Source organism: Collinsella sp. AF37-9 (assembly GCF_003475115.1).
Lineage (GTDB): Bacteria > Actinomycetota > Coriobacteriia > Coriobacteriales > Coriobacteriaceae > Collinsella.
Genome location: NZ_QROQ01000025.1, coordinates 1 through 25,664 on the forward strand (window position 1 = coordinate 1; position 25,664 = coordinate 25,664).

The window sequence follows — 25,664 nt, forward strand, 5'->3', positions numbered from 1 at the left end:
GTGGTTTAAAGCTGGCCGCTGCGCGGCCAGCAGACTAAAGTCTTGAATAAAAAACGGGTGCAGACCGAAGTCCGCACCCGTTTGCCTACCGCCCCGGACAACCACGCGAAAAATCGGAACGCACGTGTCTGAGCGATAGACAAAAATGAAATTCAGCCGTTAGGCAATTGCCGAGCGTTGCGAGCCCTCGAGTCGTTTCTCGTATTCCTCGAGCATCACTCGCGACCTGTTCTCAAGCATCCCGGAAAGTTGGTCGAAGGTATTGTCAAACGCTACAATTTGATAATCGTCATCGACAAAAGAGCCCTTGAGGTAGTTCTTGTCGACGAATTCGCTCCATCCAACAAAGCAATCGAGCCAGCATAGATTTTTCTTTGCACAGAAGAATTTATCCTTGTCCTGGCTCGAATCGCAATAATGCCGCTTGATTTTATCGAGAACCTGGTCATACCTCTCCTCCGAATACCGGAGAAATGATTGATGCCCGCTAGGAGCGGGCCCACTAGGAACGGGCATGAAATTGCCGATGGTCGCCGCCGCATTGGCAAATCGGTTCAGCTTTTTATTATCTTGAAACCCATTCGCTCCGGATTCCAATTCGCGCCAAGCAATAGCCGATCCTCCCTTGATATATGTGCACCTCAAGAGCGCCTTTTCAGGAGAAACCAGCGTTTCGGCGGAATCGAGTATGCTCCGGGGGAAGTCTTCCTCAGGCCAGAGAACTTCGTACATGTCTTGTACTGGTTGAAAGTGGTAATACTTCGCGGAAGTTTTACAGCAATCGAGATCGAAATCGTCATTGCATTCCTTGTAGCGTGCGAGACGTTGCAGAGCCGTTACTTTCTCGTCTGCATAATTCTGCTCCGACCGCAGCCCCCACCTAGCCTTCAGCTTATCGAAATCGATCAGCGTCCTCAGATCGGTAAGCCGCTCTCCGTTGCGGTACACATCGGCGGAACACCTCCCGCTCGCGTTGTCTTTGTATAGCTCCACCGGTTTCGACATTTCAGCTCGCTCTCTCCCGCTTAAGGCATTATTCGGCGCACAATTCAAGCTCAGCATCCAGCAGTTAACAGTCTAGACCACCCTTCTGCCCTTCTAAAGCTTCCAGCCGTTGGCCTCGGCTGCATTAAGCAGCTGCTCTCGCTCTCCGATACGGTCGATCGCGTATCGGAGATAGGCATCCAGAAACCCCGGAACATGAAAAGGATGAAACCTTTCGTCAAAGCCAGAAACCCCTTTGATGTGATGGAACTCAATCTCTCCGCCTTCAAAGAAGCATTCTAGACAGTTTCTCTTCGCCCAGGACTCAAGGTCTCCAAGGGCATACTCCCCCTGTTCGGCACCCAGCATCAAATCTGCTAGGGTCGGAGGCATTTGATCGCAGCATCCGCCCCAATCCGAGGCGAAACGGGTGTTTCTTCCGAGACCGTCCCCGTTGCAACAGTCAACAAGGGGGTAAAGCCCTCGGTGCTGCATCCAGCCTTCTGGCAGGATCCACATATTTGCTCGAGTGTACGCAAGCCCCAGAAACATGTGGAGAAGAGGATATTCCTCTTGCGGCAGGAGCCCTTCCAACTTCTCAGCAGTAAGTTTGCCCCGATAGATATCATTCTTATACCAGCGTTCGCCGCGTAGACTCAATAGCTCCCGTATGATCATCCAAGGGCTGAACATGATATCCGCGCGCCCTTTTTCATCAAATCCGAGATGCCCCTTCAGATAAAGGTAATCGATCTCGTACCCGGGATACTGCCAATAACGGACCCAGTTGCTCAGTGGTCGATTGGGTTGGTACTCCTTCCCCAAGTACGCAGCCATCAAGTTGGCCGATGGCATCGAAATCACATCTACCATATTTTCTCCTACTCACACAACCGGGGGTCCGGGGCGAATCGAGCCACCTCGGACCCCATCATCGCACTAGCCTGTGCCGACTACGCCCTTAACTGTCACTCCATAGGACGCTGTCAAATCAACCTTTCCGACATTCACGTTCTTGTATCCCACCTGGGTGGGCACCGTGACAACATAGACACCGTTCGCTCAGGTAGCCTCGCCGTCACTCCACGTTGCCGCCCGTGCTATCGAGCTGGGCGGCAACGTGGGTGCCGGCCTGCTCCTTCAACGTATCGCCCTTGGCAGTCTCAGACTGCACCTCGGACGGGGTGGCGGGGTAAGCCACCGCATCACAACTATTTAACGGTGAGATGCCAGTCGAATGTGGCTGTGCCCGCTGGGGTCTTGCCGTCCTCGGCGAGTACGGAAGTCCAGATAGTTCGAGCCGCGTACTCGCCCGAATCAAGTTTCTTCGAAAGTTCTATATGCCGAAGCTCGGCACCAGCGCGGAGGTAGGCACCCTCGGAGTTAAAAACCACCTCAGAGGACTCGAAGGAGCCATTATTGTTGAGGTCTACCGCTATGGCGGGCGCTGACAGGATGGGGTTAGACCCTTCTTTCCCGTCCACGGTACAGGTGGCGGGGAGCAAGAGCGTCATATCCTGCCGTGTCTGTCCCGCCCTCCACACGATGTCAGGGGTTGCCGAATAGCTCGCATAGGAGGTCTTCAGGACGGGCTTGGAAGTGGCGCCAGATATTGAGGTCTGCCCTTTGAGGAACGCGGCAGGGCTGGAATCAGAACCGCAGAGGGTGAGGCTCAGGAGCAGCGCAGCAAGGAGCAGCGGCAGCAGGAGCGGCCAGCGGCGCACATGCAGGACGGCGGCGTAGGTCGAATGGCCTGATTGGAACTCCTTAATTTCGACCACACCGCCCTCACGGACGAACAACGCACGCAGCGGGCGGCGGGCTTGCGGGTCGCGATGGTTGAGGACGTGCATAAACTCGCCATGCATGACACTCTCAACATCGCCGTGGCGCTCAAAAAAGCGACTGAAAGCTCGGCCATAAAACTTTGCCCGCGAGAAAGCATAGAATTCGAGGTCAGGGCACTCGGCATCATCGGCGGGCTTGCGGGCGGGGACTCGGCCAAGAACCCCACGGCGGCGAACATCTTTCCGCGAAACGTGCAGGCGTTCTACCGTTTCGGGAGCATCCTCGAACCGCCACCATTCAGGCTTATCGGATACGGTGTACAGCCACATTAGAACAACTCGCAATCAGCATTGGTACCGTTAGGATACAAATTATCGAAGATACTCGGGTCGATACCCTCGTTTCGGGGGTCGGAACGATAGGGGAACATGAGGTTATATGGGTCATAGGCGGCGGGGGCATCGGCGGGGACGGCATCGCCTGCGACTATGAGAACTTCCTTGAAACCCTCGTGCGCCAAGATATAGGAGCGGTGGACATCCTGTAGCAGCGGCAGGCATCTACGGGCTAGATTGACGGTAAGATGAGTCTTGGTAGAGGACATTTCAGTACTTCCTTCCTTTCTAAAGGCACATATAAGGTTCGGACGAGGGCGAAACGACCCAAGGCCGCGTTTACAACACCGCCCCGCCTTCCACCAACACCCCCTACGTTGTTCTGGTGGACTACGGGGGGCATTGAAAAGACGGGGCAGCATTGAAAACGTCGGGCGCGCCGCCCGTCGAGGTAAGGCAGTCCCGCCCACTGCGGCAGGCGGAACACGGCAGGGGGCGCTATTCGGCGTCGGGCTCCACGGCGAGGAACTCAAACGCGAGGTCACGAGGGCCACGTCCTAGGTGGAGAGCTTGGTCGAGATACAGCGAACAGAACGAACGACCTTCTTCAGTAGCACCGAAACCCAGCAGGTTTGCAGGCGACTACCGACCGTCAAGGGTGACGCTAACTATCTCCGACCTGAGGAGACTATCTTCGCTGAACGCAACGATGATATTGCCAAACTGGAAAAGCTCGACTGCAACCCCGCTACTTTCGAGGACACCTTGTTGGAACGGCGCGACCCCAGCTGGGACAGGGACGGCTTCAATCAGATGGAACTGGGACTTGGTCGTAGACATTTCTGTACTTCCTTCCAAAAGGTGCGGAACCGTACCTATGGGCCCCATAAAGTAAACGCAATCGCTGGGTTATCCGAGCAATAGCGGCATATAGGTTGCCGAGAGGTAGCCCAAAAGGAAAGCCCCCGACAATTGCAGCAGGTCAGGGGCTTAGGAGAAATGAATAGCAGCTAGCACCACTAGTTCTTTTTCATTCGCGCCATCAGATACCTCACATCGACGTGCGCTCTTCCAGGTTCTCGAACATCCATCCGTATGCCTTTGTGTACTTCAAATCGAAAACGCTGTCGTTCAGCTCTTCCTCAGAGCAGAGGAGCTCCTCGAGAAACCGATTGAAGCTTTTCTTGCTAAACTCGCTCCCCATCGTTCGGCGGCAATACGCCTTCAGCCCCCTTAAAACATTAAAGTCCTCGGATGCCTTATAAAACGTCAGGTCGATCTTGGCGTCATAGAGCGGAAAGCCATCATTATCGGTCATCTTCGTCCAGTTGTCGGTCCAAAATGCGGGGTCGTCAATAGAACTTGGATACACCGCATAGGCTCCATCGTATTGCTTGATACCAAAACGTGTGATGAACACATCGTGGCCACACGCGTCTTCGAGCTCAGCCACGACGTTAACCTTGAATGCCCGGTAAAACGTTTGCAGCGAAGCTGGATTGATGCGCTTGTAATCTTCGAAAAAGCTGTCGAAAATCAGCCTGAGTTTCTTGTAGGCCGTTTTGTCGGAGTCCTGAAAACGCTGGGAGCCATCGCTGTTTCCCGTGAAGCCAATTACACTACTGCCCCCACCGTATCCATCGGAAGAACAGTAATAGACACCGTTGACGATGCTGTCGAGATGTCCGGAGCCAAAGCAGCCTTCGATTTCGTTGTACTTTTTCGCCGGAATAGAAACGCGCACATCCATAAGCGACTCCTCTTTCTGTCCACAAAATCGTTATCAATCCGAGCTCGTGCGAACGACATCAGGCGCGGCCCATTCGGCTCCCCTTGCTGTACTCTCTGCGGTTTTCAAGGTACGACGGTCCCCTTAGCCCAAACCCTTTCCCCGTGAACGTCGTCTGACACATCCGTCTCGCCTGAGACTCGCTCGCCTTGCTCGGCACATTTGGCATAATAGGGATTTGTATGCACAAGATTTTGTGCATAGTTTCAAATCTTCGGTAGGAGTTGAGCATGTATTCAAAACTTCTCGCGCCTTTGCTCATTGTCGAAATCTTGCGGGGGCGCACAAGCGAAGATACCCCGATGTGCCAGAGCGATATCCAAAAAGAGCTTGAACGGACGTACGGGCTTTCGCTCAGCAGAAATACGATTAGCAGCCACATCGCCACGCTCTTGGAACACTATCCAGACAATCTGGGGTTCAGGGAGCGCGTGCGCGTACAATCCGACGGCGCCAAGCAGATAACGATTACGGGCCTGTTTTGGATACACGATTTCAGCGAAGCGGAGATTAGATTTCTCGGAGATGGAGCCATGTCAGCACCGCTTCCGCAGACGCAGAAACGCGAGCTGCTCGACAAACTTGCATCTCTTAATCCCCAGTCGGGGGTCAGCACCCTCAAGAACGTGGTCTCGGCTGACGCCAGAAAGGAGCGGACGGTTGTCAATCGGCTGCTCATCAATATCGGCACACTCGACCAGGCCATCGCTCAAAAGAAGCGTATAAGGTTCCTATGGGGCAGATGCGCTCCAGAGGGAAAGACGCTTGTCTTGAAACCGACAAATCACATGAGCGAGGTCGACCCCAGGCAAATCATCACAAGCGGCGGGCACTACTACCTCTTGGCAACGTATCCCAGCAATGCCGAAAAGATCTTTCATTTTAGAATCGATGTGCTGTTTGATATCGAGCTGACAGATGTCAGGATGAGCACACCAGCAACCAAACAAGAGCTCACCGACTACCAGCAAAAACATTTCATGATGTTTCGGGGCGGCTCAAATGCAACTATCCGCGTACGCAACACCAATCCCGCTCTTTTGCGCGTCTTTGACGCTTTTGGGGTGCACGCGCACGTCATCGCGTGCAACCGCGAGTTCGTTGACCTTCGGGTCAAGGCCAACCTCAACGCCATGCGATATTGGATAAAGCAAAATTCTGACAGCATCGAGGCGCTCGCCCCGCAGGAGTTACGCTGTCAACTGGCAAAAGACGCTCAAACGATGCTCGCCCAGTACACCAGAAATAATCCCTGATAACAACAAGCCACCGCGGCGAAGAAGGCCACGGTGGCTTGTTGATCTTAGCTATTTGAACAGGTCTATCCCAAGCGTTACCTTACTTGCGCATCAATCCGCCGCGCTCGTCGATGGCGTCCCAGAAGGCATCGGCAAAGCGGGGGTCGCTTGCAGCCATGAGGGCGTTGGTGGCCATCCAGCCAGAGGGAGTGCCGGTGTCGTAGCCCGACAGCGGGTCGATGACGACGGCGTACATGGCCTCGCGGTCGAGCGAACGGGCCATGGCGTCGGTGAGTTGGATCTCGCCGCCCTTGCCGGCCTGCTGATCTGCCAGCAGGTCCATGACCAGCGGGCTCAGCAGGTAGCGACCGACGATGTACAGGTTGGACGGAGCAGCCTCGGGAGCGGGCTTCTCGACCAGACCGCCGATACGCCAGACAGCGCCCGGCTCGGCATCGGCAACGTCCTCGGCGCCCTCGAGCGAACCGACGCGCTCGCCGGCGATAACACCGTAGCGGCTGACTTCCTCGGGCGAGCAAGCAGCGACGGCGATAACCGAAGCGCCACCGTGCTCCTTGGAAACGGCGAGCATCTTGTCGCAGATGTCGCGGTTAGGTACAACGTAGTCGCCCAGAAGAACCAGGAAGTTCTCCCCTGCCACGGCGTCGGCAGCAGAGCGAATAGCATGGCCGAGGCCCTTGGGCTCGTACTGATAACGGAAGTCGACCGGCATACCGCCAGCGTGGGCGACGGCATCGGCATAGGCGTTCTTGCCGCGCTCGCGCAGCAGGTTCTCGAGCGAACGGTCGGGCTGGAAGTAGTTCAGCAGCTCGGGCTTGCCGGGAGAAGTAACGATGATGGCGTCGTCGACCTCCTCGGGCTCGAGCGCCTCCTCGACGACGTACTGAATGACGGGCTTGTCGAGCACCGGCAGCATCTCTTTGGGCGTGCACTTGGTGCCAGGCAGAAAACGCGTGCCAAGACCGGCGGCGGGGATGATTGCCTTCATGTTATTCAAAGATCCTTTCGCAGGCGCAAAAGCGCCCCATGCGTGCGGCACACAGCCGCAGACCAAATTGCGATACTCAAGCATCTTACCGCTGGAACTATATGTCGCTACAAGGCAGAGACAATTCTTCAGCAGGTCAACGCAAATTATTGCTCGAATGGTGCAATTTTATTGCCCAACGGCAGGGCACCCGATACGACCCAAATCACAGAACATGGCAGTTTGAGCAACCGATGCCGAGGGACCGAAAAACAAAAAAGACGGGGCTCGCAATGCGAACCCCGTCTGCAAAGGAATCTGGCGAGAAAGCCTGATTACTTGAGGGTGACAGCAGCGCCAGCAGCCTCGAGCTTCTCCTTGGCAGCCTCGGCGTCCTCCTTCTTGGCACCCTCGAGAACAGCCTTGGGAGCGCCCTCGACGACCTCCTTGGCCTCCTTCAGGCCAAGGTTGGTGAGCTCACGGACGGCCTTGATGACCTGGATCTTGTTGTCGCCGAAGCCCTCGAGCACGACGTCAAACTCGGTCTTCTCCTCGGCCTCAGCAGCGCCAGCAGCGGGAGCGGCGACAACAGCAGCAGGAGCAGCGGCGGAAACGCCGAAGGTGTCCTCGATAGCCTTGACGAGCTCGGAAGCCTCGAGAAGGGTCATTTCCTTAAGAGCATCGATGATCTCATCGGTGGTAAGCTTAGCCATTTCTAAGTCCTTTCGGTTTCCGTGCGGATGCACGGAGATCAGTTAAAACACGGCGCGAATGCGCCAGGGGTGCGGCGTTGCCGCCGCGGGTGAAAACAGCAACTAGGCTGCCTTCTGCTCGGAGACCTGCTGGATCGAACGAGCGAGACCAGAGGAAACGCCGTTGACGCAGACAGCGATGTCGCGAGCGAAACCGGAGATGAGACCGGCGATCTGGCCGAGAAGCTGATCTTTGGTGGGCAGCTCGGCGATAGCCTTAACATCATCGGCGGAAACGGCCTTGCCGTCGGAGATACCGCCCTTGATCTCAAGGACGCCCTTGGACTTAGCGGAGAAGTCCTTAAGGGCCTTAGCGGCCTCGACCGGCTCGGTCTCGTAGAACACATAAGCGACGGGGCCGGCGAGGATATCGTCGATCTCAGGCTGCTCCTGGTTCTTGAGAGCGATCTTGACCAGGTTGTTCTTGTAGACCTTCATCTCGGCGCCGCACTCGCGAAGCTGATGACGCAGCTCCTGAGCCTGCTTAACCGTCAGACCGTTGTAGTTGACGACGAACAGACCGGCGTTCTCGGCGATACGGGACTCGATCTCTGCAACCTTGTCGATTTTGTACTGCTGGGGCATGAATTACCCCTCCTCGAATTCTTTCCGGGCACGGTCCGCCACAAGGACGTGACGGGGGCATGTCCAAAAAGAAAGCCCCCGCGCTGCATGAGCGACGGGGGCGAGAAGACATATCTACTCGACCACCTCGGCTGGCGGGATATCCCATTAAGCTCGCGGGCGATGCCCGTTTGCACCGGCTGTCTCTGGCAGCGGATTCGTGCGTGAACCGAAAGTATTATGGCGGGGACCCCGGCGTCGGTCAACGGGCGCGAGGATTCGTACACAAACCCTGCATACGCTCCGGTCCGAGGGGCCGGGTTGAGATTTTCGCTCGGTCAAGTCCTGGCTCGCACGAAGAGCACATTAAGTGCTCTTCGGCTCGTGCGGAATCTACGAAAATCTCAACCCGGCCCCTCGGACCGGAGCTGCGGTAACTTTGCTGCGAATCCTCGTGTCCGTTGAGCGACGTGCCCCACTCATAATGCTTGGGTCGGTGGGCTGATGTGTTGCATCCCTGAGGGCTAAAAGGTTGAAATGAAGGTGGACAGGCGGTGGAGGCCTTCGTCTAGGTCTTTGTCGGAGACGCAGTAGCTTAGGCGGATATGACCTTCGGTGCCGAAGCAGTCGCCCGGGACTAGGGCTACGTTTGCCTCTTCGATGGCTTTGATGCAGAAGTCTTCGCTGGTTAGGCCGAACTTTTTGATGCTCGGGAAAGTGTAGAAGGCTCCTGCGGGCTCTACTACGTCGAGGCCCATGGCGTATAAGGCTGCGAGGACGCGTTCGCGGCGGGCTCGGTAGACTTTGAGCATGGGGGTTGGGTCGACGGTCAGGGCTCGGGCTGCGGCGTCCATTTCGAAGGAGACAGCACTCGATACTAAGTATTGGTGAGCCTTTGCGATCTCGGCGATGACGGGGGCTGCCGCTGCGAGCCAGCCCAAGCGCCAGCCGGTCATGGCCCAGGGCTTGGAGAAGCTCTCGATGACCACCGTCTGGTCGCGCAGCTCCGGGTGGCGCTGGGCAAAGCGCTCGTAGCCATCCACATAGACCAGACGGTTGTATACGTCGTCGCAGACTACGTAGATGCCCGCCTGCTCTGCCACGCGCGCCACGGCGTCGAGCGATGCCGTGTCGAGGATGCAACCCGTGGGATTGTTGGGCGAGCAGATGACGATGGCCTTGGTCGCCGGGGTCACACAGGCGCGAAGCGCATCCTCGTCAATCTGGAATTGCGCAGGCTCCGTATCCAAAAAGACAGCCTTGGCGTGATTGGCCACGACGATGCTCTCGTACAGGCCAAAGGCCGGCGTGGGGATGATGACCTCGTCGCCGGGGTTGAGCATAGCCATAAATGTTGCCGACAGTGCCTCGGTCGCGCCGTCGGTCAGGATGACCTCATCGGCGGAAAACGCCAGGCCCGCGTCATCCATATATTCGGACAGTGCATCACGCAGGGCGGGGCGACCGTTGTTGGGCGGATAGTGCGTGTCACCGCGGTCCAGCGCGGCGGTCACCTCGGCGCTAATCACATCGGGCGTGGGAAAATCGGGCTCGCCGAGCGCGAGCGCGATACACCCCGGATGCTGGGCGGCGAGCGCGTTAATCCGGCGGATACCGGAGGGCTTGAGCATGGCAAGCGAGGTATTCATGGGCAGACGCATGGCGTTCCTTTCGTAAGGGTTGCACTAGGATAGCGCGGCGGGGCGCCACCAGACGGTGTAACCTAAACGGAAACGAGCCGGAAAGGAGATGGCATGGAGACGACCGCGCGCGGCGACTTACCAAAAACACTGCACACCATTGCGTATATCAGTATTCCCAATAGCGCCGATCTTGATTTTTTGCTCTGGGACCTGCAGGATGCCATCGCCGCCTATGCTCAACTTTCCGGCACCGCACTCCCCCGCCCGGTCGACTTGAAGGCAAATGACGCCGGCAGCGTTGCCGATGGCATCGTGCTGGCCATTGAAGATGTGGCTGACGATGAGACGTTGACTGCTATCGAGCAGGCGCTTGAGCGCTTTGGCGGTACGGGAACGCGCGTCTATGCCGCGATTCGAGCCGCACAAGAGGGCACTGAGCAGGCGCGTGGGACCGCCGTTCGCCTGCACAAGGCATGTGAGCGCCATGACCAATTGTGGTGTGGCGGCGTTGCCATCTGCGCCGGCAGCGGCATCGCAGCGCTTCGCCATTCCCCGCGCATGGGACTCTTGCGGCGACCGTTTTCGGAGGCCATGGACAAGCTCGTGGGCGCCGTGCGCATGGGCTGCTCCGTCGAGCATGCACAGCGACTTGGCGGCGGCAATGCCGCCAACGTCGACGCCGACGGCATGGTTTGCGCCGAGCCAGCCGTGCCCGCGCCGATCTGGCGAGGCGTTCTGAAACGTCTAGGCGCCCACGCTCAAACAAAAATCTAAATTAAATAACAGCCCAGTCAACGGCTTCGTGCCAACGCTCGACAAGACGCTCCAGTCGCCAGGCGGCATTGGCGGGACTTGTCGAGGGTAGGACGACGGCGGGCAACCCCGTCCGATCTTGCAAGTAGCGTTTGTAGAGTCGCCCTGCCGTACCGCCGTTACAGACAACGACCTCGATCGGCGCGGCATCGGTAATGCGCTCGATATGTGCCGGCACAACGTTGCGAATGCTCGCGTCGCTCGAGCCCTTAATGTCGCAACTCTCGATCACATCCCACAGGCCCACGCCGCCGTTCAGCAGCATAGATCGCTTGGCAGCAATGGAGGCATCGAGCGTCGCGGGCTCACCGCTTGCCAAAGGATCGCCCTCGTTGGGCGGCACAGGCACACCGAGGCACGCAGCCATCACACGCCAAAAGCGATTCTGAGGGTTGCCGTAATAAAAGGCATTTGCACGCGAGAGCACCGAGGGAAACGACCCCAGCACCAAAACGCGCGAGCGCTGGTCGAACACAGGCTCAAACCCATGCTCAATATGTTGATAGTCCTCGTCAGACACGGCCATGGGCTAGGCTCTCAACAGATAGCGCACCTCGTAGGGTGCAAGCTCAAGGGTACCCGTCAGCTCGACCGTGGGCGCATCGTCGGCAAGCAGGTCGACAAAGGACCCGTTGAGCTCGCCGGCGCCAAAGGTGTAAGGCTCGCCCACGGCGTTCACCGCCACGAGCACCGTCGCGTCATCACAGGCGCGCTCGAACAGCAGCTGCTTGTTCTGGATCACCACGTTGCGATAGGCACCGTAGTTGAGAGCACAGGCCGCCGCGTCATCGGCCGAGCGAAGGTGCGCAAGCTGCGTGATGAACGCCGTCAGCTCGTTGGGCGCAGGCTCATCGAGCGCAGGTCGCAGCGCCCAGTCACCATCGGGGCCGCCCTTTTCGCCGGCAATCCCCCACTCGCTGCCATAGTAGACGCACGGAATGCCCGGCATGCCAAAGAGCATGCCATAGACGGGACGCAGGCACGACTTGTCGGTGAGGATGCTTGCCAGGCGCGGCACGTCGTGGTTGTCGACAAACGACAGCAGGTGCTTGCCGCGGTAGATGCACCACGGATCGCCGCCAAACTGGCGATGCAGCGAATGCGCGATCTCGAACATATTGACCGAGTTAAAGCTGGAGTACAGGCCCTTGTAGCACTCGTAGTTGGTGCAGGAGTCGAGCATCTCGTCGTTGACGATCTGGTTGTAGTCACCGTGAAGCGTCTCGCCGATCAGCACAAAGTCAGGCTTGAGCTCACGGGTAAAGGCGTGCAGGCGACGCATAAAGTCGCGGTCGAGCATATAGGCAACGTCCAGGCGCAGGCCGTCGACGCCAAAGACCTCGGCCCAGCGGCGCACGGACTCGAGCAGGTAATCGACCACGGCGGGGTTTTGCAGGTTGAGCTTCACGAGCTCAAAATGGCCTTCCCAGCCCTCGTACCAAAAGCCGTCGCCATAGCAGGAATCGCCGTCAAAGCTGATGTGGAACCAATCCTTGTACGGCGAGTCCCACTTACGCTCCTGCACATCGCGGAAGGCCCAAAAGCCACGGCCCACATGGTTGAAGACGGCATCGAGCACCACGCGGATGCCATGGGCGTGCAGCGTCTCGCATACGGCGGCAAAATCGGCATCCCCGCCCAGGCGGCGGTCGATATGGCGCAGGCTGCGCGTATCGTAGCCGTGGCTATCAGACTCGAGCGGCGGGTTAATCAGCACAGCGCCAATACCGAGTTTTTGCAGGTAGTCGGCCCATTGGGCGATCTTCATGATGGGCGCATCGGGGTTGGGCGCAGCGTTGGCAGCCTGGGCGAGCTCATCCTCGGCAACGGGCGCGGCGTTTTCGCGCGGAGCTCCGCAAAAGCCCAGCGGATAGATCTGATAGAACGTCGTCTCGTATGCCCACATAGCAACCTCCCGGCAAGCTCAACACAACGACATCCATTGTATGCCCAGCAGGGTAGCTATTTTGGGACGGGGCTCTTTTAGCTACCCCAGCCCCTTTCTAAGTTGCGGTGAAATACGGACTGTTTGCCGGGTTTATTGGGCTCAGCAGTCCGTATTTCACCGCAACTGATGAGGAGACGTGATTAGGCGACAGGCTTTGCGCGGTGTATGGCCGGGAATAGCACCGTGATAGCGAGAATGACACCCACGACGGCAATCGCCCCGCCCGCACAACCGATCCAGGCGATGCCGGGACCCGACACCACGGCGCCGCCGACCGCGGTGCCCGTGCCGATACCGAGGTTAAACAGGCCCGAGAAGATCGACATGGCGACGGCCGACGAGTCTGCCGGCGTGTACTTGATGAGCTCGGCCTGGAACGCCACGTTAAAGGCCGTGGAGCAGCAGCCCCATAGCGCGCAGACGGCAAGCACTGCTACGAGCGACGATGCGACCGGACCCACGAGCAGCAGAGCCACCGGCACGCCGGAGAGCGTGATAGCCAAGAACGGGAAGCGATGCCCATCGAACAGGCGGCCAAACAGCCAGCTTCCGAGCAGACCAGAACAGCCAAACGCCGTCAGCGTCATGGTGATGGCGCTTGCGTCGACGTGCGCGACCTGCGCCAGGAACGGCTCGATATAGCTGTAACCCGCATAATAGCCGGTCGCCATAAAGACCGTGACCGCGTAGAGCGCTATCAGGAACGGGTTCTTGAGCAGCTCGGGCAGCTGTTTGACGGTAAAGCGCTCGCCCGCCGGCATGGCCGGGAGCACCGCGGCCTGGTAGACAACCGCGACAGCCGAGAGGGCCCCGACCACGGCGAATGTCATGCGCCAGCCCACGGCCAGTCCGATGGCGCGGCCGATCGGCAGGCCAAAGATCTGCGCGATGGACGAGCCCGTGGCAATCATGCTGATGGCGAGCGCCCCGTGGCGGGTATCGACCAGGCGCGAGGCCATAATCGAGGCGACCGACCAGAACACGGCATGCGCGCAGGCGACCACCAGGCGCGCGCAGACCAAAATAGGATAGGTGGGCGCCACGGCGGACAGGAACTGGCCCAGCGAAAACACGGCAAGCACGCCCAACAGCATCCGTTTGAACTCAAAACGTGAGGCAAACACCATGAGTGGCAGCGACAGCAGCATGACGCCCCAGGCGTAGACCGAGATCATGATGCCGGCCTGGGCCTCGGTGAGCGAGAACGACGCGGCAATATCAGTCAGAAGGCCGATGGGCATAAACTCCGACGTGTTGAACACGAACGCACAACAGGCGAGCCCGATAAGAGGGAGCCACTGCTTGAGTGAGATGCCATCTTGTCTTGCCTGACTCATATATAACGTCTCCAATCATTTTGAGCGGAGGCGATTATATAGCAACGGCCCCGCATCCGTCAGCAACAGATGCGGGGCCGCAATCAACTCAATACACAGGGGTTGCGCCGTCAATAAATAGCTAAGCCAACCCCAGCAATATGCCCGCCGAATGCACGACAAACGCCACGATCCAGGCGACCGTCACCTGAAACGCGAACACGGCAACGGCATAGCGCGCGCCCAGCTCGCTCTTGACGGCACCGATGGACGCCACGCAGGGCGGGTACAGCAGCGTAAAGACCAGGAACACGTAAGCGGTAAACGGCGAAAACATGGTTGACAGCACCGCGGGCGACGTTGCGCCCAAAAGCACCGTGAGGGTCGAAATGACGCTCTCCTTGGCGATAAGTCCGGTGACGAGCGCCGTCGAGGCGCGCCAGTCGCCGAAGCCGAGCGGGGCCAACACCGGCGCGATGATGCTACCCAGACCGGCAAGCAGACTCTGCGACTGATCGGCGACCACATTAAAGCGGATGTCGAACGTCTGCAGGAACCAGATGACCACCGTAGCGGCAAAGATAATGGTAAAGGCCTTGGTAATAAAGTCCTTGGCCTTATCCCATGCCAGCATCACCGTCGTCTTGACGCTTGGCAGGCGATAGTTGGGAAGCTCCATGATAAACGGCACCGGGTCGCCCTTAAATGCCGTGCGGTTGAGCACCAAAGCCGCGATACAGCCAACCGCAATGCCGATCAGATAGAGCGAGACCATGGCGGGAACTGTCGCCTGCGGGAAAAACGCCCCGCACAGCAGACCGTAGACCGGCAACTTGGCCGAACAGCTCATGAACGGCGTGAGCATGACCGTCATCTTGCGGTCGTGCTCGGATGGGAGCGTACGGGTTGACATGATTGCCGGCACGGTGCAGCCAAAACCGACGAGCATGGGCACAAAGCTGCGGCCCGACAGGCCAAAGCGACGCAGCACCTTATCCATGACAAAGGCCACGCGCGCCATGTATCCGGAGTCTTCCAGAATGGAGAGGAACAAGAAGAGCACGACGATAATCGGCAGGAAGGTCAGCACGCTGCCCACGCCCGTAAGCACGCCGTCGACAGCCAGAGAGCGCACCACATCGTTGGTTCCGAACGCCTTGAGGCCCGCATCGGCCGAGGCGATGATGACCGCGATGCCGTCCTCCATGAGTCCCTGCAGCGCCGCACCGATCACGCCAAACGTCAGCCAAAAGACGAGGCCCATGATCACCAGAAACGCCGGAATGGCCGTGTAGCGACCCGTCAGGATGCGGTCGATCTTGACGGAGCGCACGTGCTCGCGGCTCTCGTGCGGCTTGACGACGCAACGCCCGCACACGTCGCCGATAAAGCTAAAGCGCATATCGGCCAGCGCGGACAGGCGGTCGGTGCCGGCCTCGCCCTCCATCTGGGTAATGATGTGCTCGATAGCGTCGAGCTCGTTGCGATCCAGGTGAAGCGCCTCGGTCACCAGCTCGTCGCCCTCAACCAGCTTGGTCGCTGCAAAGCGCACCGGGATGTGCGCCGTCACGGCATGGTCCTCGATAAGGTTGGCAATGCCGTGGATGCAGCGATGCAGTGCACCACCGTCCGAGCCATCGGGCGCGCAGAAGTCCAGGCGACCGGGGCGCTCGCGGAACCGCGCCACGTGCAAGGCATGATCCACCAGCTCGCCGATACCCTCGTTGCGGGCAGCGCTAATGGGGACAACAGGCACGCCCAACAGGCTCTCGAGCAGGTTGACGTCCACGGCGCCGCCGTTGGCCGTCACCTCGTCCATCATGTTGAGCGCGATGACCATGGGGCAGTCGAGCTCCATAAGCTGCAGCGTCAGGTACAGGTTGCGCTCGATATTGGTGGCGTCGATGATATCGATGATGGCATCGGGATGCTCGTCAAGGATAAACTGGCGGCTCACAATCTCCTCGCCCGTGTACGGCGACAGGGAGTAAATGCCGGGCAGGTCGGTAACGCTCGCCTCGGGGTGGTTACGGATAGTGCCGTCCTTGCGGTCGACCGTCACGCCGGGAAAGTTACCGACGTGCTGGTTGGAGCCCGTAAGCTGGTTGAACAGCGTGGTCTTACCGCAGTTTTGGTTGCCGGCGAGGGCAAAGTGCAGCGGTGCGCCCTCGGGCACGGCCGTCTTGGCAGCACGAGGCGAATACGTCCCCTCGCCCAGGGCCGGGTGATCTGTCGTGCCGATTGCGGCGTTAACGCGCGGGCCGGTATCGGTGTCGTGCACATCCACGAGCTCAATGCGGGCGGCATCGTCCTTGCGCAGTGTCAACTCGTAGCCACGCAGACGGATCTCGAGCGGATCTCCCATAGGGGCGTATTTCATCATGGTGACTTCGGTGCCCGGCGTGAGTCCCATGTCCAAAATATGCTGTCGGAGCGCCTGATCATCGGATGTCACCGATGCGACAACGGCGTCCTTTCCAATCTCGAGTGTATCGAGCTTCACGCGCTCATCCTTTCGTTAGACGCGGTTAACCGTTTACCGGGGCTAACCAACTCGTAACGACAAATGATAGCGCTCTGAACTATTTTATAAAGTCAAATACCGATGTTTACCTGCGCAAACTTTATGCGATGCGCCCCGAAAGCTCTTTGCGCATACCGCTCAGCGAGATCGAAACGGAACCCGACCGCGCGGTGGCAGTGAGTCGATCACCCTCGACTGACCCCGTGCATGTAAAGGGTGCCTTGCCCATCAAGACGTGGGAGATAGTACCCGAGAGCCCAAAGAAATCGCACTCAGCGCGGGCACCCGAGAGAGCGATATTGAGACCCCTGACGTTTAGTACTGCCCTGAGCACGCCGTTCACCCCATGTGAAAACGTCACCTCGCCGCGCTTGCTCCCCACCGGCGTCTGGGCCAAAACCACATACGTACCCTCAAGCATGGCTCCTCCTCTAAGCAGACTTTTTGAAACGGGCAAGTAGTCTACTTTTACATATGGCGCTCCAGGAAACGGAAGGCCAGGCGGATCCAAGGACGGACTGCCACCTGCTTGTCCTCGTTGTCGACCGCGGTGTTGGCGTTGCCGAGCGAAAGGCCGTGGCCGCCCTGGTCAAAGACGTGCATTTCGCATGCAACACCCTCCTCGGCCATGTGCTGCGCAAACGGGTAAACCTGCGCGATCGGCGCCGTCTTGTCGTCGGACACGCCCCACACAAAGGTCGGGGGCATCTGACGCGAAACATGCGTGGTGGGGCAGATGTCGGCCAGGTGCTCGTCGGTCGCCTCGCCACCCGTCACCATCGACAGATAGTCGTTAAGCAAATCGCGCCCCGTCTTGCCACCCGTCTTGGGCACGCGCAGGTCGATGCGCGGGTCGCGCGTCTGCATATCACGCACATAGGCAAGGTCGAGCAACGGATAGCCCAGCACCACGGCGTCGGGACGAATATCCTCCGGACGAGCCCCGGCAAGGCCCGCGAAAGGTCCGGTCTTCCACTGCGTTGCCAACGAGGCGCAGATCATGCCGCCCGCCGAGAAACCCACGATGCACACGCGCTTGGGATCGACATGCCACTCGTCGGCGTTGGCGCGCACGGTAGCGACCATCTTGGCGAGGTCCGCCTGCGGGTGCGGAAAGCTCACGTCGCCCGTGGCGCTCGTCACATAGTTGAGCACAAAGGCCTGGTAGCCGCGGTCCAAAAACGCAAACGCCACCGGGTCCTGCTCGTGCGGAGCGATATGCGTAAACCCGCCTCCGCCGCAGATGATCACCGCGGGGCGGCGGCCATTGGGCTTGTCGGGCAGCGGCTCGGCACCCAGATACGTAAACGTCGCCGGATAATCCTCGGTCGGCTCCTCGCCCCACAGCGCATGGTTCTCAATAATCATAGGTGCTCCCTCCGTGCGATTCGTGCGCACTCGTTTTTCGCACCTTAGCGTACCCCACTTGAGCCCGCGGCGCAGAAACACCCCCGCAATAAGTTGGCCTTCAACTGATATATCACAAAATCGCTGTTCAGAGGTATCGTTGGACAGCGTAAAATAGGAGCGCTGACCGTGCTGGGAAACACGTACGAAACGTTTCCGGCAAACCACACGCGTGCAACATGCGCGCCTGATACGTTGGAGGCATCTATGGGTCTGCTCGATTCGCTCAAGTCCACGTTCACTTCGTCGGGCGAGGCGTCCGTTCCGCCCGCAGCAAGCTTCGCCACCCGCGAAGGCGTCATCTATGCCCCCGTCAACGGCGTGCTCGTCAACCTGGACGAGGTCCCTGACGAGACGATCGCCTCGGGCATGCTTGGCCAGGGCTATGGCATCGAGCCCATTACCGGCACCATCTATGCGCCCGCCAACGGCCGCATCGGTGCCACCACCGTCACCAACCACTCCATCGGCATGATTACCGAAGACGGCCTGCGCGTGTTCATCCATGTCGGCCTGGGCACCGTGGAAATGAACGGCAAGGGTTTTGCCCGCTTTGTCGAGATGGGCGATGTGGTCAAGGCAGGCCAGCCGCTCATCAGCTTCGACCGCGAGGCCATCAAGGCCGCCGGTCACGAGGACATCGTGACCGTCATCGTCTCCGAGCTCGATCGTCTTAAGAGCATCGACCATGTCGGCGAGTCTGGAACGCTTATCGGCGGCAACCCGCTCGTCAAGCTTGGCGACCCGCTGCTGGTTGCCAAGACCAAGTAGCCAGGCCCCGCGCCACACAGCCAAAAGGCACCTCGTCAAGCGCCCGCGACCATTTGGCCGCGGGCGCTTTTCGTTTGAAAAACCATCCCGCCAATGCCTTATCTGTATAGCCCAAATGAGCCGAGCTGCTAGAATATCGAACTGTATGGATAACTATCATTCAACCGTTATGGGAGGATACGTGAACCGCACCAAAATCGCGCAGCTCTACGCCGATGCCGAGTCGCTCGGCGGCCAGACTGTCACCGTCGCCGGCTGGGTCAAGTCCGTCCGCGACATGAAGAACTTTGGCTTTGTTACGCTCAACGACGGCAGCTGCTTCCGCGACCTGCAGGTCGTCATGAACCGCGAGGCGCTCGACAACTACGACGAGATCGCCCACCAAAACGTCTCGGCCGCCCTCATCTGCACCGGCACCGTCAAGCTGACCCCCGATGCGCCCCAGCCTTTCGAGCTTTCTGCCACCTCCATCGAGGTCGAGGGCGTCAGCGCCCCGGATTACCCGCTGCAGAAGAAGCGCGCAACCGTCGAGTTCCTGCGCACCCAGCAGCACCTGCGCCCGCGCACCAACCTATTCCGTGCCGTGTTCCGCATCCGCTCTGTCGCGGCTGCCGCCATCCACCGCTTCTTCCAGGAGCAGGGCTTTGTCTACGTCAACACCCCCATCATCACCACGAGTGACTGCGAGGGTGCCGGCGAGATGTTCCGCGTGACCACGCTCGACCCCAAAAATCCGCCCCTCACCGAGTCCGGCGAGGTCGACTGGAGCCAGGACTTCTTTGGCAAGCATGCGAGCCTCACCGTGTCCGGCCAGCTCAATGCCGAGAACTTTGCCATGGCCTTTGGCGACGTGTACACCTTTGGCCCCACCTTCCGCGCCGAGAACTCCAACACCACGCGCCACGCCGCCGAGTTTTGGATGATCGAGCCCGAGATGGCCTTTGCCGATCTGAACGACTACATGGATAACGCCGAGGCCATGCTCAAGTACGTCCTTAAGGACGTTATGGCCACCTGCCCCGACGAGCTCAACATGCTCAACAAGTTTGTGGACAAGGGACTGATCGAGCGCCTGGACCACGTGGCAAACTCTGACTTTGCCCGCGTTACCTACACCGAAGCCGTCGAGATCCTGGAGCAGGCAGTCGCTGCTGGCCACCAGTTTGATTACCCCGTCAGCTGGGGCATCGACCTGCAGACCGAGCACGAGCGCTTCCTGACCGAGGAGCACTTTAAGCGCCCGACCTTCGTAACCGACTATCCGGCCGAGATCAAGGCGTTCTACATGCGCATGAACGAGGACGGCAAGACCGTCGCCGCCGCCGACTGCCTGGTTCCCGGTATCGGCGAGATTATCGGCGGCTCCCAGCGCGAGGAGCGCCTGGATCTGCTCGAAGCCCGCATCAAGGACCTGGGCATGAATCCCGAGCAGTACAAGTACTACCTTGACCTGCGCCGCTACGGTTCCTGCAAGCACGCCGGCTACGGTCTGGGCTTCGAGCGCTTGGTCATGTATCTGACCGGTGTGGGCAACATCCGCGACGTCCTGCCGCACCCGCGCACCGTGGGCAACGCCGACTTCTAATCGCCACAGCGCCACCAAACGCGTTCCAGCGCATCACGCCAGCGCCTCTCGGCAAGCCGAGGGGCGCTTTTTTCAACAGCATCCGTCAAGCTTTTGGCAAGTTTTTGGTCAGTTGGGCAGGGCTGTTGAAAACTCGACCCGCCGCTTGCCGACGGCTACCGACCGCCCAGAGCGTCCTGCGCCCCTGGGAAAGCCCCTCGTCCTAGGCTCCATACCGTCGCCACCCAAAACGGAAAGGACGTGGGCGCCATGACCGAAACCGCTGTTGAAACTTACGAGACCACGACGAGGGGCGCCGCCTCGATGGCAGCCTATCGCGCCGTTCGCATCCTGCAACTATTGAGCGAAAACACCGGTGAGGCCAAGGCCATGCTTTCCGATGAGTTGATCCGGCGCCTCGCCCATCCCGACGACCCCGCCCGCATGCCCATCTCGGCGGCGCGGCGCAGCATCTACACCGCCATCTCCGCACTTCGCCATGCTGGATACGAAATTGAGTACAAGCGCGGCGTGGGGTATCGGCTCTTGACCCGTCCGCTCACCGACGAAGAAATCATCCGACTCCACGGCATGGTCATGCGCAACCGCTCTACGCCCATCGCCATTCGAAAAAGCATGGCGCAGCACCTGGTCGCCATGGCGAGTGCCGACGTTCGCGGCTACCTCGATGCACCCGAGCCTGCTCCAAGCGCAGGCGGCAAATCCACCAAGGCCACACGCACGCCCGTCAAGCGCATCGATGCCTGCGAGCTCATCGAGCAGGCCATCGACCACGGAACCACGGTGAGTTTTGATATTTCGAGTGTCACGGCACGCGGAGAGGTCGAAGTGGCACGGATGACACTCCGGCCCTTTGCCATCAAGCAACGAGACGGCATCTCGTATTTGCTGGGAACGGTCTATGACGCGCGAGGCGCCGATGACACGTTGCGTACCGTTGAGATCGGCCGCATGAGAAACGTCACCACACGTCTCCTCGACGGCAAGAAGCTCTTCGCCGCCCTGGACGAGGACGACGCCGCCTCCGCCGCATAAGACCCTCCGCCGCCCATTCGACTACCCGTACCGCCCATCCGATTCTGTATTAAAAAACCCGCCAGGCTGTTGTAAAAATGGACATCAGCGCTACTATAGTCCCACTTGCACTTTGTCCCAGTGCAGTGTTTCCAGCCATTTTTATACTGGGGGTAATGATATGAAGGACATCACCATCAGCCGCAGGAGCCTTCTGGTCTCCGCCGGCCTGCTCGCGCTCGCCCCGCTCGCCGGATGCGGCGGCAACTCTGGTTCCGGCTCTGCTGCCGCCGGTTCCGACTACACCATCGGCGTTCTGCAGCTCACCGAGCACTCCGCACTCGACGCCGCCAACGATGGCTTTGTCAAGGCCATCAAGGAGAGCGGCCTTAAGGTCAAGATCGACCAGAAGAACGCTCAGAACGACCAGTCCACGTGTAAGTCCATTGCCGACAAGTTTGTGGGCGACAACGTCAGCCTGATTTATGCCATCGCCACGCCCGCCGCGCAGGCTGCCGCCGGCGCCACGGCCGATATCCCCATCGTGGGCTGTGCCATCACCGACTACGCCGCCTCCGGCCTGGTCCAGGACAACGACAAGCCCGGCACCAACGTCACGGGCGCTTCCGACCTCACCCCGGTCGCCGAGCAGCTCGAGATGATGCAGAAGGTCCTGCCCGACGTTAAAAAGGTCGGCCTGCTCTACTGCACCGCCGAGTCCAACTCCGACGTCCAGATCAAGGCCGCCAAGAAGGAGCTCGACAAGCTGGGCCTCGAGTACACCGACTTCACCGTCTCGAGCTCCAACGAGATTCAGTCCGTCGTCGAGTCTGCCGTGGGCAAGGTCGACGCGCTGTACTCCCCCACTGACAACACCATCGCCGCGGGCGCTTCGCAGGTCGGCCAGATCTGCAAGGAGAATAAGCTCCCCTTCGTGACCGGCGAGGAGGGTATGTGCATGGCCGGCGGCCTGTTCACCCTCTCCATCAACTATAAGGACCTGGGCTACGCCGCGGGCGAGATGGCCGTTAAGATCCTGAAGGGCGAGGCCAAGCCCGAGGATATGCCGATCAAGCACCTCTCGAGCAAGGACCTGGTCGTCGTCAAGAACGACGAGATGGCCGAGGCCCTAGGCATCGACCTTTCCGCTCTGGACGAGTAGCGCCATGCGCGGTAACGCGTCTAGGGCCCGCACGCGCGCCACAGCCGCGTTATTCAATATCTGAGTCCTTGGGGCGAACGCTAAAGACCGGCGTTCGCCCTGCTTGTTTCGGATGAGACAAAACATCCGTCCGCAGCTCTTTTATGCATTGGTACCGCTATTATGGAAAATCACGTGTCCACCCTATCCTAGGAGGTATGAAGCATGCTCATTGCATTGCAGGGCGCCGTCTCGCAGGGCGTCCTCTGGGGCATTATGGTGCTTGGCGTGTTTATCACGTTCCGCCTGCTCGACATCCCCGATATGACCTGCGACGGCAGCTTTGCCCTCGGCGGCTGTGTCTGCGCCGTACTCATCGTCAACAATAACGTCGACCCCTTGCTCGCCGTGCTGGCCGGCATGTGCGCCGGCGCCATCGCGGGCGCCGTCACGGGCATCTTGACCACCGTCTTTGAGATTCCCGCAATCCTCGCCGGAATCCTTACGCAGATCAGTCTGTGGTCCATCAACCTGCGCATCATGGGCAAGTCCAACACGCCCATCCTTGCCAAGGGCACTATCTTCTCATCCGTCAGCAACATGACGGGCCTGCCGCAGTCCACTGTTGCCATTATCCTAGGCATCGTGCTGGCCGTGGCCATCGTCGCCATCCTGTACTGGTTCTTTGGCACCGAGATCGGCTCGGCACTGCGTGCCACCGGCAACAACGAGTACATGATCCGCGCCCTGGGCGTTAACACCAACACCACCAAAATGATCGCCCTCGTGCTCTCCAACGCCCTCATTGGCCTTTCGGGTGCGCTCATCTGCCAGAGCCAGAAGTATGCCGACATTGGCATGGGCACCGGCGCCATCGTTATCGGTCTTGCCGCCATCGTCATCGGCGAGGTGCTCGGCCGCCTGCTGCCCGGCGGTCTCACGCAGTTCTCCGTCCGTCTGGCCTCCGCCGTCTTTGGCTCCGTGGTGTACTTCCTCATCCGCGCCATCGTGCTGCAGCTGGGCATGGACGCCAACGACATGAAACTGCTCTCTGCTGTGATTGTCGCCGTGGCCCTGTGCGTGCCCGTGGTTTGGGAGCGCTATAAGCTCCGCAGCTCCTACACGAAGGGAGATGAGGCAGATGCTTAAGCTCTCGCACGTCAAGAAGACCTTTAACAAGGGCACCGTCACCGAGAAGCGCGCGCTCACCGGCGTCGACCTTACCCTCAACGACGGCGACTTTGTAACTGTGATCGGCGGCAACGGCGCCGGCAAATCCACGCTGCTCAACATGATTGCCGGCGTATATCCGCTCGATTCGGGCGTTATCGAGCTCGACGGCACCGACATCTCGCGCCTGAGCGAGTCGCAGCGCGCCAAGTACCTGGGCCGCGTGTTCCAGGATCCCATGCGCGGCACCGCAGCCGACATGCAGATTGCCGAGAACTTGGCCCTCGCCAAGCGTCGCGGCCAGCGTCGCGGCCTTTCGTGGGGCGTCACCAAGGCCGAGAAGGACGAGTACGTTGAGTTGCTCAAGCGCCTGGACCTTGGCCTGGACACGCGCCTCAACGCCAAGGTCGGCCTGCTTTCGGGTGGCCAGCGCCAGGCACTCACGCTGCTCATGGCCACGCTCACCAAGCCGCGCTTGCTGCTGCTCGACGAGCACACCGCGGCACTCGACCCCAAGACCGCCTCTAAGGTGCTCAATCTGACCGAGGAGATTGTCGACGAGAACCACCTGACCACGCTCATGGTCACGCACAACATGAATGACGCCATCCGTCTGGGCAATCGCCTGATCATGATGCACGAGGGCCACGTTATCTACGACGTGGCGGGCGACGAGAAGAAGTCGCTCACCGTCGCCGACCTGCTGCAGAAGTTCGAGGAGGTCTCGGGCGGCGAGCTCGCCAACGACCGCATGCTGCTGAGCTAAAACCTGCCAATAAGGGACAGGTTTATTTTGGCAGGTTTTATCTGCGCAAACGTCAAAACCGTCGCAAAGGAACAGATACCTTTGCGACGGTTTTCGCATATCATGTCGATAATCCAGCGTCAGCAGGAACCACTGGTTAAGAACTAAGGAAACTGCCATGAGAAGACTCCTTCCCCGTCTTGCTTGACCGCCGCACTCCTTGCCGGCGTGCTCGCCGGCGGCCCAGCTTACGCCACCGCGGCCACCCCATCTCAAGTTATCGGCCCGTCCGATGTGATCGGACGGGCTTTTTGGTGGGTATCATGGTTGAATGATCATTAGGAGGTTTTCCCTACATGGAATTGTTTGAACCGATTCTTCATTTCTTTGAGCAGCGCTGGGTCCACAACATCATCTGGGCCGTCATCTTGGTAATAGTCACCGCCATCGCCGCCAAGGTGGCATCCAAGACCCTGCGCCACCTACTCAACCGAGACGACAACCCGCTTCCCGCATCGAGCATCTTCATCAACATCGCGCGTGCCGTCATTTGGATGATCGGCGGCAGCTTTATCCTCGACAACTGCTTTGGCATTAACGCAAACGCGCTCGTCGCCGCTCTTGGCGTCGGCGGCATCGCCATCTCGCTCGGCTTTCAGGACACGCTATCAAACCTTATCGGCGGCATGCAAGTGACCTTTATGGGCATCATCAAGCCCGGCGACAATATCGAGGTCGGCGGCGTGTCGGGCGTGGTCCAGGACATCACTTGGCGCCACACGACCATCGAGGACGCCTGCGGACAGACCATCATCGTCCCCAACTCCAACATCTCCAAGAACACACTCGTGCACCTCATGCCCTTTGGACGCGTTGTCGTTCCCGTCGCGGTGAAGGACACGTCAAAGTGGGACTCGCTCGATGCGCTGGCAGACGAGCTCGCCTGTGCCACCAAGGTCGCCGTTTCACCCATCTCGGGCTTTGACAAGGAACCCTACGTGCTCTTTAGCGAGATCGGCGACTTTGGCATTAAGGGTAAGATCATCTTTATCGTCAGTGACGACAGCACCACCTTTACGGCAGCCGACGCCTGCATCCGCGCCATCGCCCCCATCATCGCCTAAAACCACCGCAAAGGGGACAGGCACC

General features: G+C 59.4%; 26 protein-coding genes. 9 read left to right on the forward strand and 17 right to left on the reverse strand.

Annotation, left to right across the window (positions count from 1 at the left end; genetic code table 11):
• Positions 1 to 159: 159 nt before the first annotated feature.
• The 7 genes from DW024_RS07725 to DW024_RS07755 form a co-directional block, all read right to left on the reverse strand.
• Positions 160 to 1,005 (reverse strand): hypothetical protein, encoded by an 846-nt coding sequence (locus DW024_RS07725; RefSeq protein ID WP_118377394.1) that lies wholly within the window; start codon positions 1,003 to 1,005, stop codon positions 160 to 162.
• Positions 1,006 to 1,098: 93 nt separating this feature from the next.
• Positions 1,099 to 1,857 carry a hypothetical protein gene (locus DW024_RS07730; protein ID WP_118377395.1) on the reverse strand — a complete coding sequence of 253 codons (759 nt, stop codon included), beginning with the start codon at positions 1,855 to 1,857 and terminating at the stop codon, positions 1,099 to 1,101.
• 205 nt (positions 1,858 to 2,062) lie between these two features.
• Positions 2,063 to 2,185: a hypothetical protein gene (locus DW024_RS10380; RefSeq protein ID WP_255413758.1), complete on the reverse strand. Its 123-nt coding sequence runs from the start codon at positions 2,183 to 2,185 to the stop codon at positions 2,063 to 2,065.
• Positions 2,186 to 2,195: 10 nt separating this feature from the next.
• Positions 2,196 to 3,101: a hypothetical protein gene (locus DW024_RS10005; RefSeq protein ID WP_147352067.1), complete on the reverse strand. Its 906-nt coding sequence runs from the start codon at positions 3,099 to 3,101 to the stop codon at positions 2,196 to 2,198.
• Complete coding sequence (locus tag DW024_RS07745) at positions 3,101 to 3,376, reverse strand: hypothetical protein (protein ID WP_117736565.1); 276 nt, start codon at positions 3,374 to 3,376, stop codon at positions 3,101 to 3,103. Before DW024_RS07745 ends, DW024_RS10005 begins: the two co-directional genes overlap by 1 nt.
• A 373-nt stretch (positions 3,377 to 3,749) precedes the next feature.
• Positions 3,750 to 3,947, reverse strand: a complete 198-nt coding sequence (locus DW024_RS07750; RefSeq protein WP_118377398.1) for a hypothetical protein — start codon at positions 3,945 to 3,947, stop codon at positions 3,750 to 3,752.
• A gap of 211 nt (positions 3,948 to 4,158) precedes the next feature.
• Positions 4,159 to 4,857, reverse strand: coding sequence for a hypothetical protein (locus DW024_RS07755; RefSeq protein WP_118377399.1), 699 nt, complete (start codon positions 4,855 to 4,857; stop codon positions 4,159 to 4,161).
• Between the two features lie 269 nt (positions 4,858 to 5,126).
• Here DW024_RS07755 and DW024_RS07765 point away from each other — a divergent pair, with 269 nt between their 5' ends.
• Positions 5,127 to 6,152: a WYL domain-containing protein gene (locus DW024_RS07765; protein WP_118377401.1), complete on the forward strand. Its 1,026-nt coding sequence runs from the start codon at positions 5,127 to 5,129 to the stop codon at positions 6,150 to 6,152.
• An 82-nt stretch (positions 6,153 to 6,234) separates the two neighbouring features.
• Here DW024_RS07765 and DW024_RS07770 read toward each other — a convergent pair whose 3' ends face one another.
• The 4 genes from DW024_RS07770 to DW024_RS07785 all read right to left on the reverse strand — a co-directional run bounded on the left by DW024_RS07770 (position 6,235) and on the right by DW024_RS07785 (position 10,099).
• A complete protein-coding gene (locus DW024_RS07770) occupies positions 6,235 to 7,143 on the reverse strand; it encodes a UTP--glucose-1-phosphate uridylyltransferase (protein ID WP_117757105.1) in 909 nt (302 codons plus the stop codon).
• Positions 7,144 to 7,457: 314 nt separating this feature from the next.
• Positions 7,458 to 7,835, reverse strand: a complete 378-nt coding sequence (rplL, locus tag DW024_RS07775; RefSeq protein ID WP_006235005.1) for a 50S ribosomal protein L7/L12 — start codon at positions 7,833 to 7,835, stop codon at positions 7,458 to 7,460.
• Positions 7,836 to 7,937: 102 nt separating this feature from the next.
• On the reverse strand, positions 7,938 to 8,459 hold the full coding sequence (rplJ, locus tag DW024_RS07780; RefSeq protein WP_117639559.1) for a 50S ribosomal protein L10: 522 nt from the start codon (positions 8,457 to 8,459) through the stop codon (positions 7,938 to 7,940).
• 503 nt (positions 8,460 to 8,962) lie between these two features.
• A complete protein-coding gene (locus tag DW024_RS07785; protein ID WP_117563774.1) occupies positions 8,963 to 10,099 on the reverse strand; it encodes a pyridoxal phosphate-dependent aminotransferase in 1,137 nt (378 codons plus the stop codon).
• Positions 10,100 to 10,192: 93 nt separating this feature from the next.
• On the opposite strand from DW024_RS07785, the gene DW024_RS07790 reads away from it, so the two are divergent.
• Entirely contained in the window at positions 10,193 to 10,855 is a 663-nt protein-coding gene (locus DW024_RS07790) for a hypothetical protein (protein WP_117563775.1), read from the forward strand.
• Between the two features lies 1 nt (position 10,856).
• Here the strand turns inward: DW024_RS07790 and DW024_RS07795 are convergent, their stop codons facing one another.
• From DW024_RS07795 to DW024_RS07820, 6 genes are all read right to left on the reverse strand, one after another.
• Entirely contained in the window at positions 10,857 to 11,420 is a 564-nt protein-coding gene (locus tag DW024_RS07795) for a uracil-DNA glycosylase family protein (protein ID WP_117563776.1), read from the reverse strand.
• A 3-nt stretch (positions 11,421 to 11,423) separates the two neighbouring features.
• A complete protein-coding gene (locus DW024_RS07800; RefSeq protein WP_117563777.1) occupies positions 11,424 to 12,800 on the reverse strand; it encodes an alpha-amylase family glycosyl hydrolase in 1,377 nt (458 codons plus the stop codon).
• Positions 12,801 to 12,982: 182 nt separating this feature from the next.
• Complete coding sequence (locus DW024_RS07805; RefSeq protein WP_118377402.1) at positions 12,983 to 14,179, reverse strand: MFS transporter; 1,197 nt, start codon at positions 14,177 to 14,179, stop codon at positions 12,983 to 12,985.
• 121 nt (positions 14,180 to 14,300) lie between these two features.
• Positions 14,301 to 16,661, reverse strand: a complete 2,361-nt coding sequence (feoB, locus tag DW024_RS07810; protein ID WP_118377403.1) for a ferrous iron transport protein B — start codon at positions 16,659 to 16,661, stop codon at positions 14,301 to 14,303.
• Positions 16,662 to 16,782: 121 nt separating this feature from the next.
• Positions 16,783 to 17,103: a hypothetical protein gene (locus DW024_RS07815; protein ID WP_118377404.1), complete on the reverse strand. Its 321-nt coding sequence runs from the start codon at positions 17,101 to 17,103 to the stop codon at positions 16,783 to 16,785.
• A 47-nt stretch (positions 17,104 to 17,150) separates the two neighbouring features.
• Positions 17,151 to 18,050 carry an alpha/beta hydrolase gene (locus DW024_RS07820; RefSeq protein WP_118377405.1) on the reverse strand — a complete coding sequence of 300 codons (900 nt, stop codon included), beginning with the start codon at positions 18,048 to 18,050 and terminating at the stop codon, positions 17,151 to 17,153.
• A gap of 246 nt (positions 18,051 to 18,296) precedes the next feature.
• Between DW024_RS07820 and DW024_RS07825 the strand changes: the two genes are divergently transcribed.
• From DW024_RS07825 to DW024_RS07855, 7 genes are all read left to right on the forward strand, one after another.
• Positions 18,297 to 18,860 (forward strand): PTS glucose transporter subunit IIA, encoded by a 564-nt coding sequence (locus tag DW024_RS07825; protein WP_118377406.1) that lies wholly within the window; start codon positions 18,297 to 18,299, stop codon positions 18,858 to 18,860.
• Between the two features lie 181 nt (positions 18,861 to 19,041).
• Complete coding sequence (asnS, locus tag DW024_RS07830) at positions 19,042 to 20,445, forward strand: asparagine--tRNA ligase (RefSeq protein WP_118377407.1); 1,404 nt, start codon at positions 19,042 to 19,044, stop codon at positions 20,443 to 20,445.
• Between the two features lie 249 nt (positions 20,446 to 20,694).
• Positions 20,695 to 21,480: a hypothetical protein gene (locus DW024_RS07835; RefSeq protein WP_118377408.1), complete on the forward strand. Its 786-nt coding sequence runs from the start codon at positions 20,695 to 20,697 to the stop codon at positions 21,478 to 21,480.
• Positions 21,481 to 21,640: 160 nt separating this feature from the next.
• Positions 21,641 to 22,621: an ABC transporter substrate-binding protein gene (locus DW024_RS07840; RefSeq protein ID WP_117736549.1), complete on the forward strand. Its 981-nt coding sequence runs from the start codon at positions 21,641 to 21,643 to the stop codon at positions 22,619 to 22,621.
• A gap of 204 nt (positions 22,622 to 22,825) precedes the next feature.
• On the forward strand, positions 22,826 to 23,749 hold the full coding sequence (locus tag DW024_RS07845; RefSeq protein WP_099432089.1) for an ABC transporter permease: 924 nt from the start codon (positions 22,826 to 22,828) through the stop codon (positions 23,747 to 23,749).
• Positions 23,742 to 24,536: an ABC transporter ATP-binding protein gene (locus DW024_RS07850; RefSeq protein WP_022093887.1), complete on the forward strand. Its 795-nt coding sequence runs from the start codon at positions 23,742 to 23,744 to the stop codon at positions 24,534 to 24,536. The genes DW024_RS07845 and DW024_RS07850 overlap by 8 nt, the downstream gene beginning before the upstream one ends.
• A gap of 335 nt (positions 24,537 to 24,871) precedes the next feature.
• Entirely contained in the window at positions 24,872 to 25,639 is a 768-nt protein-coding gene (locus DW024_RS07855) for a mechanosensitive ion channel family protein (RefSeq protein ID WP_117635370.1), read from the forward strand.
• Positions 25,640 to 25,664 lie beyond the last annotated feature (25 nt).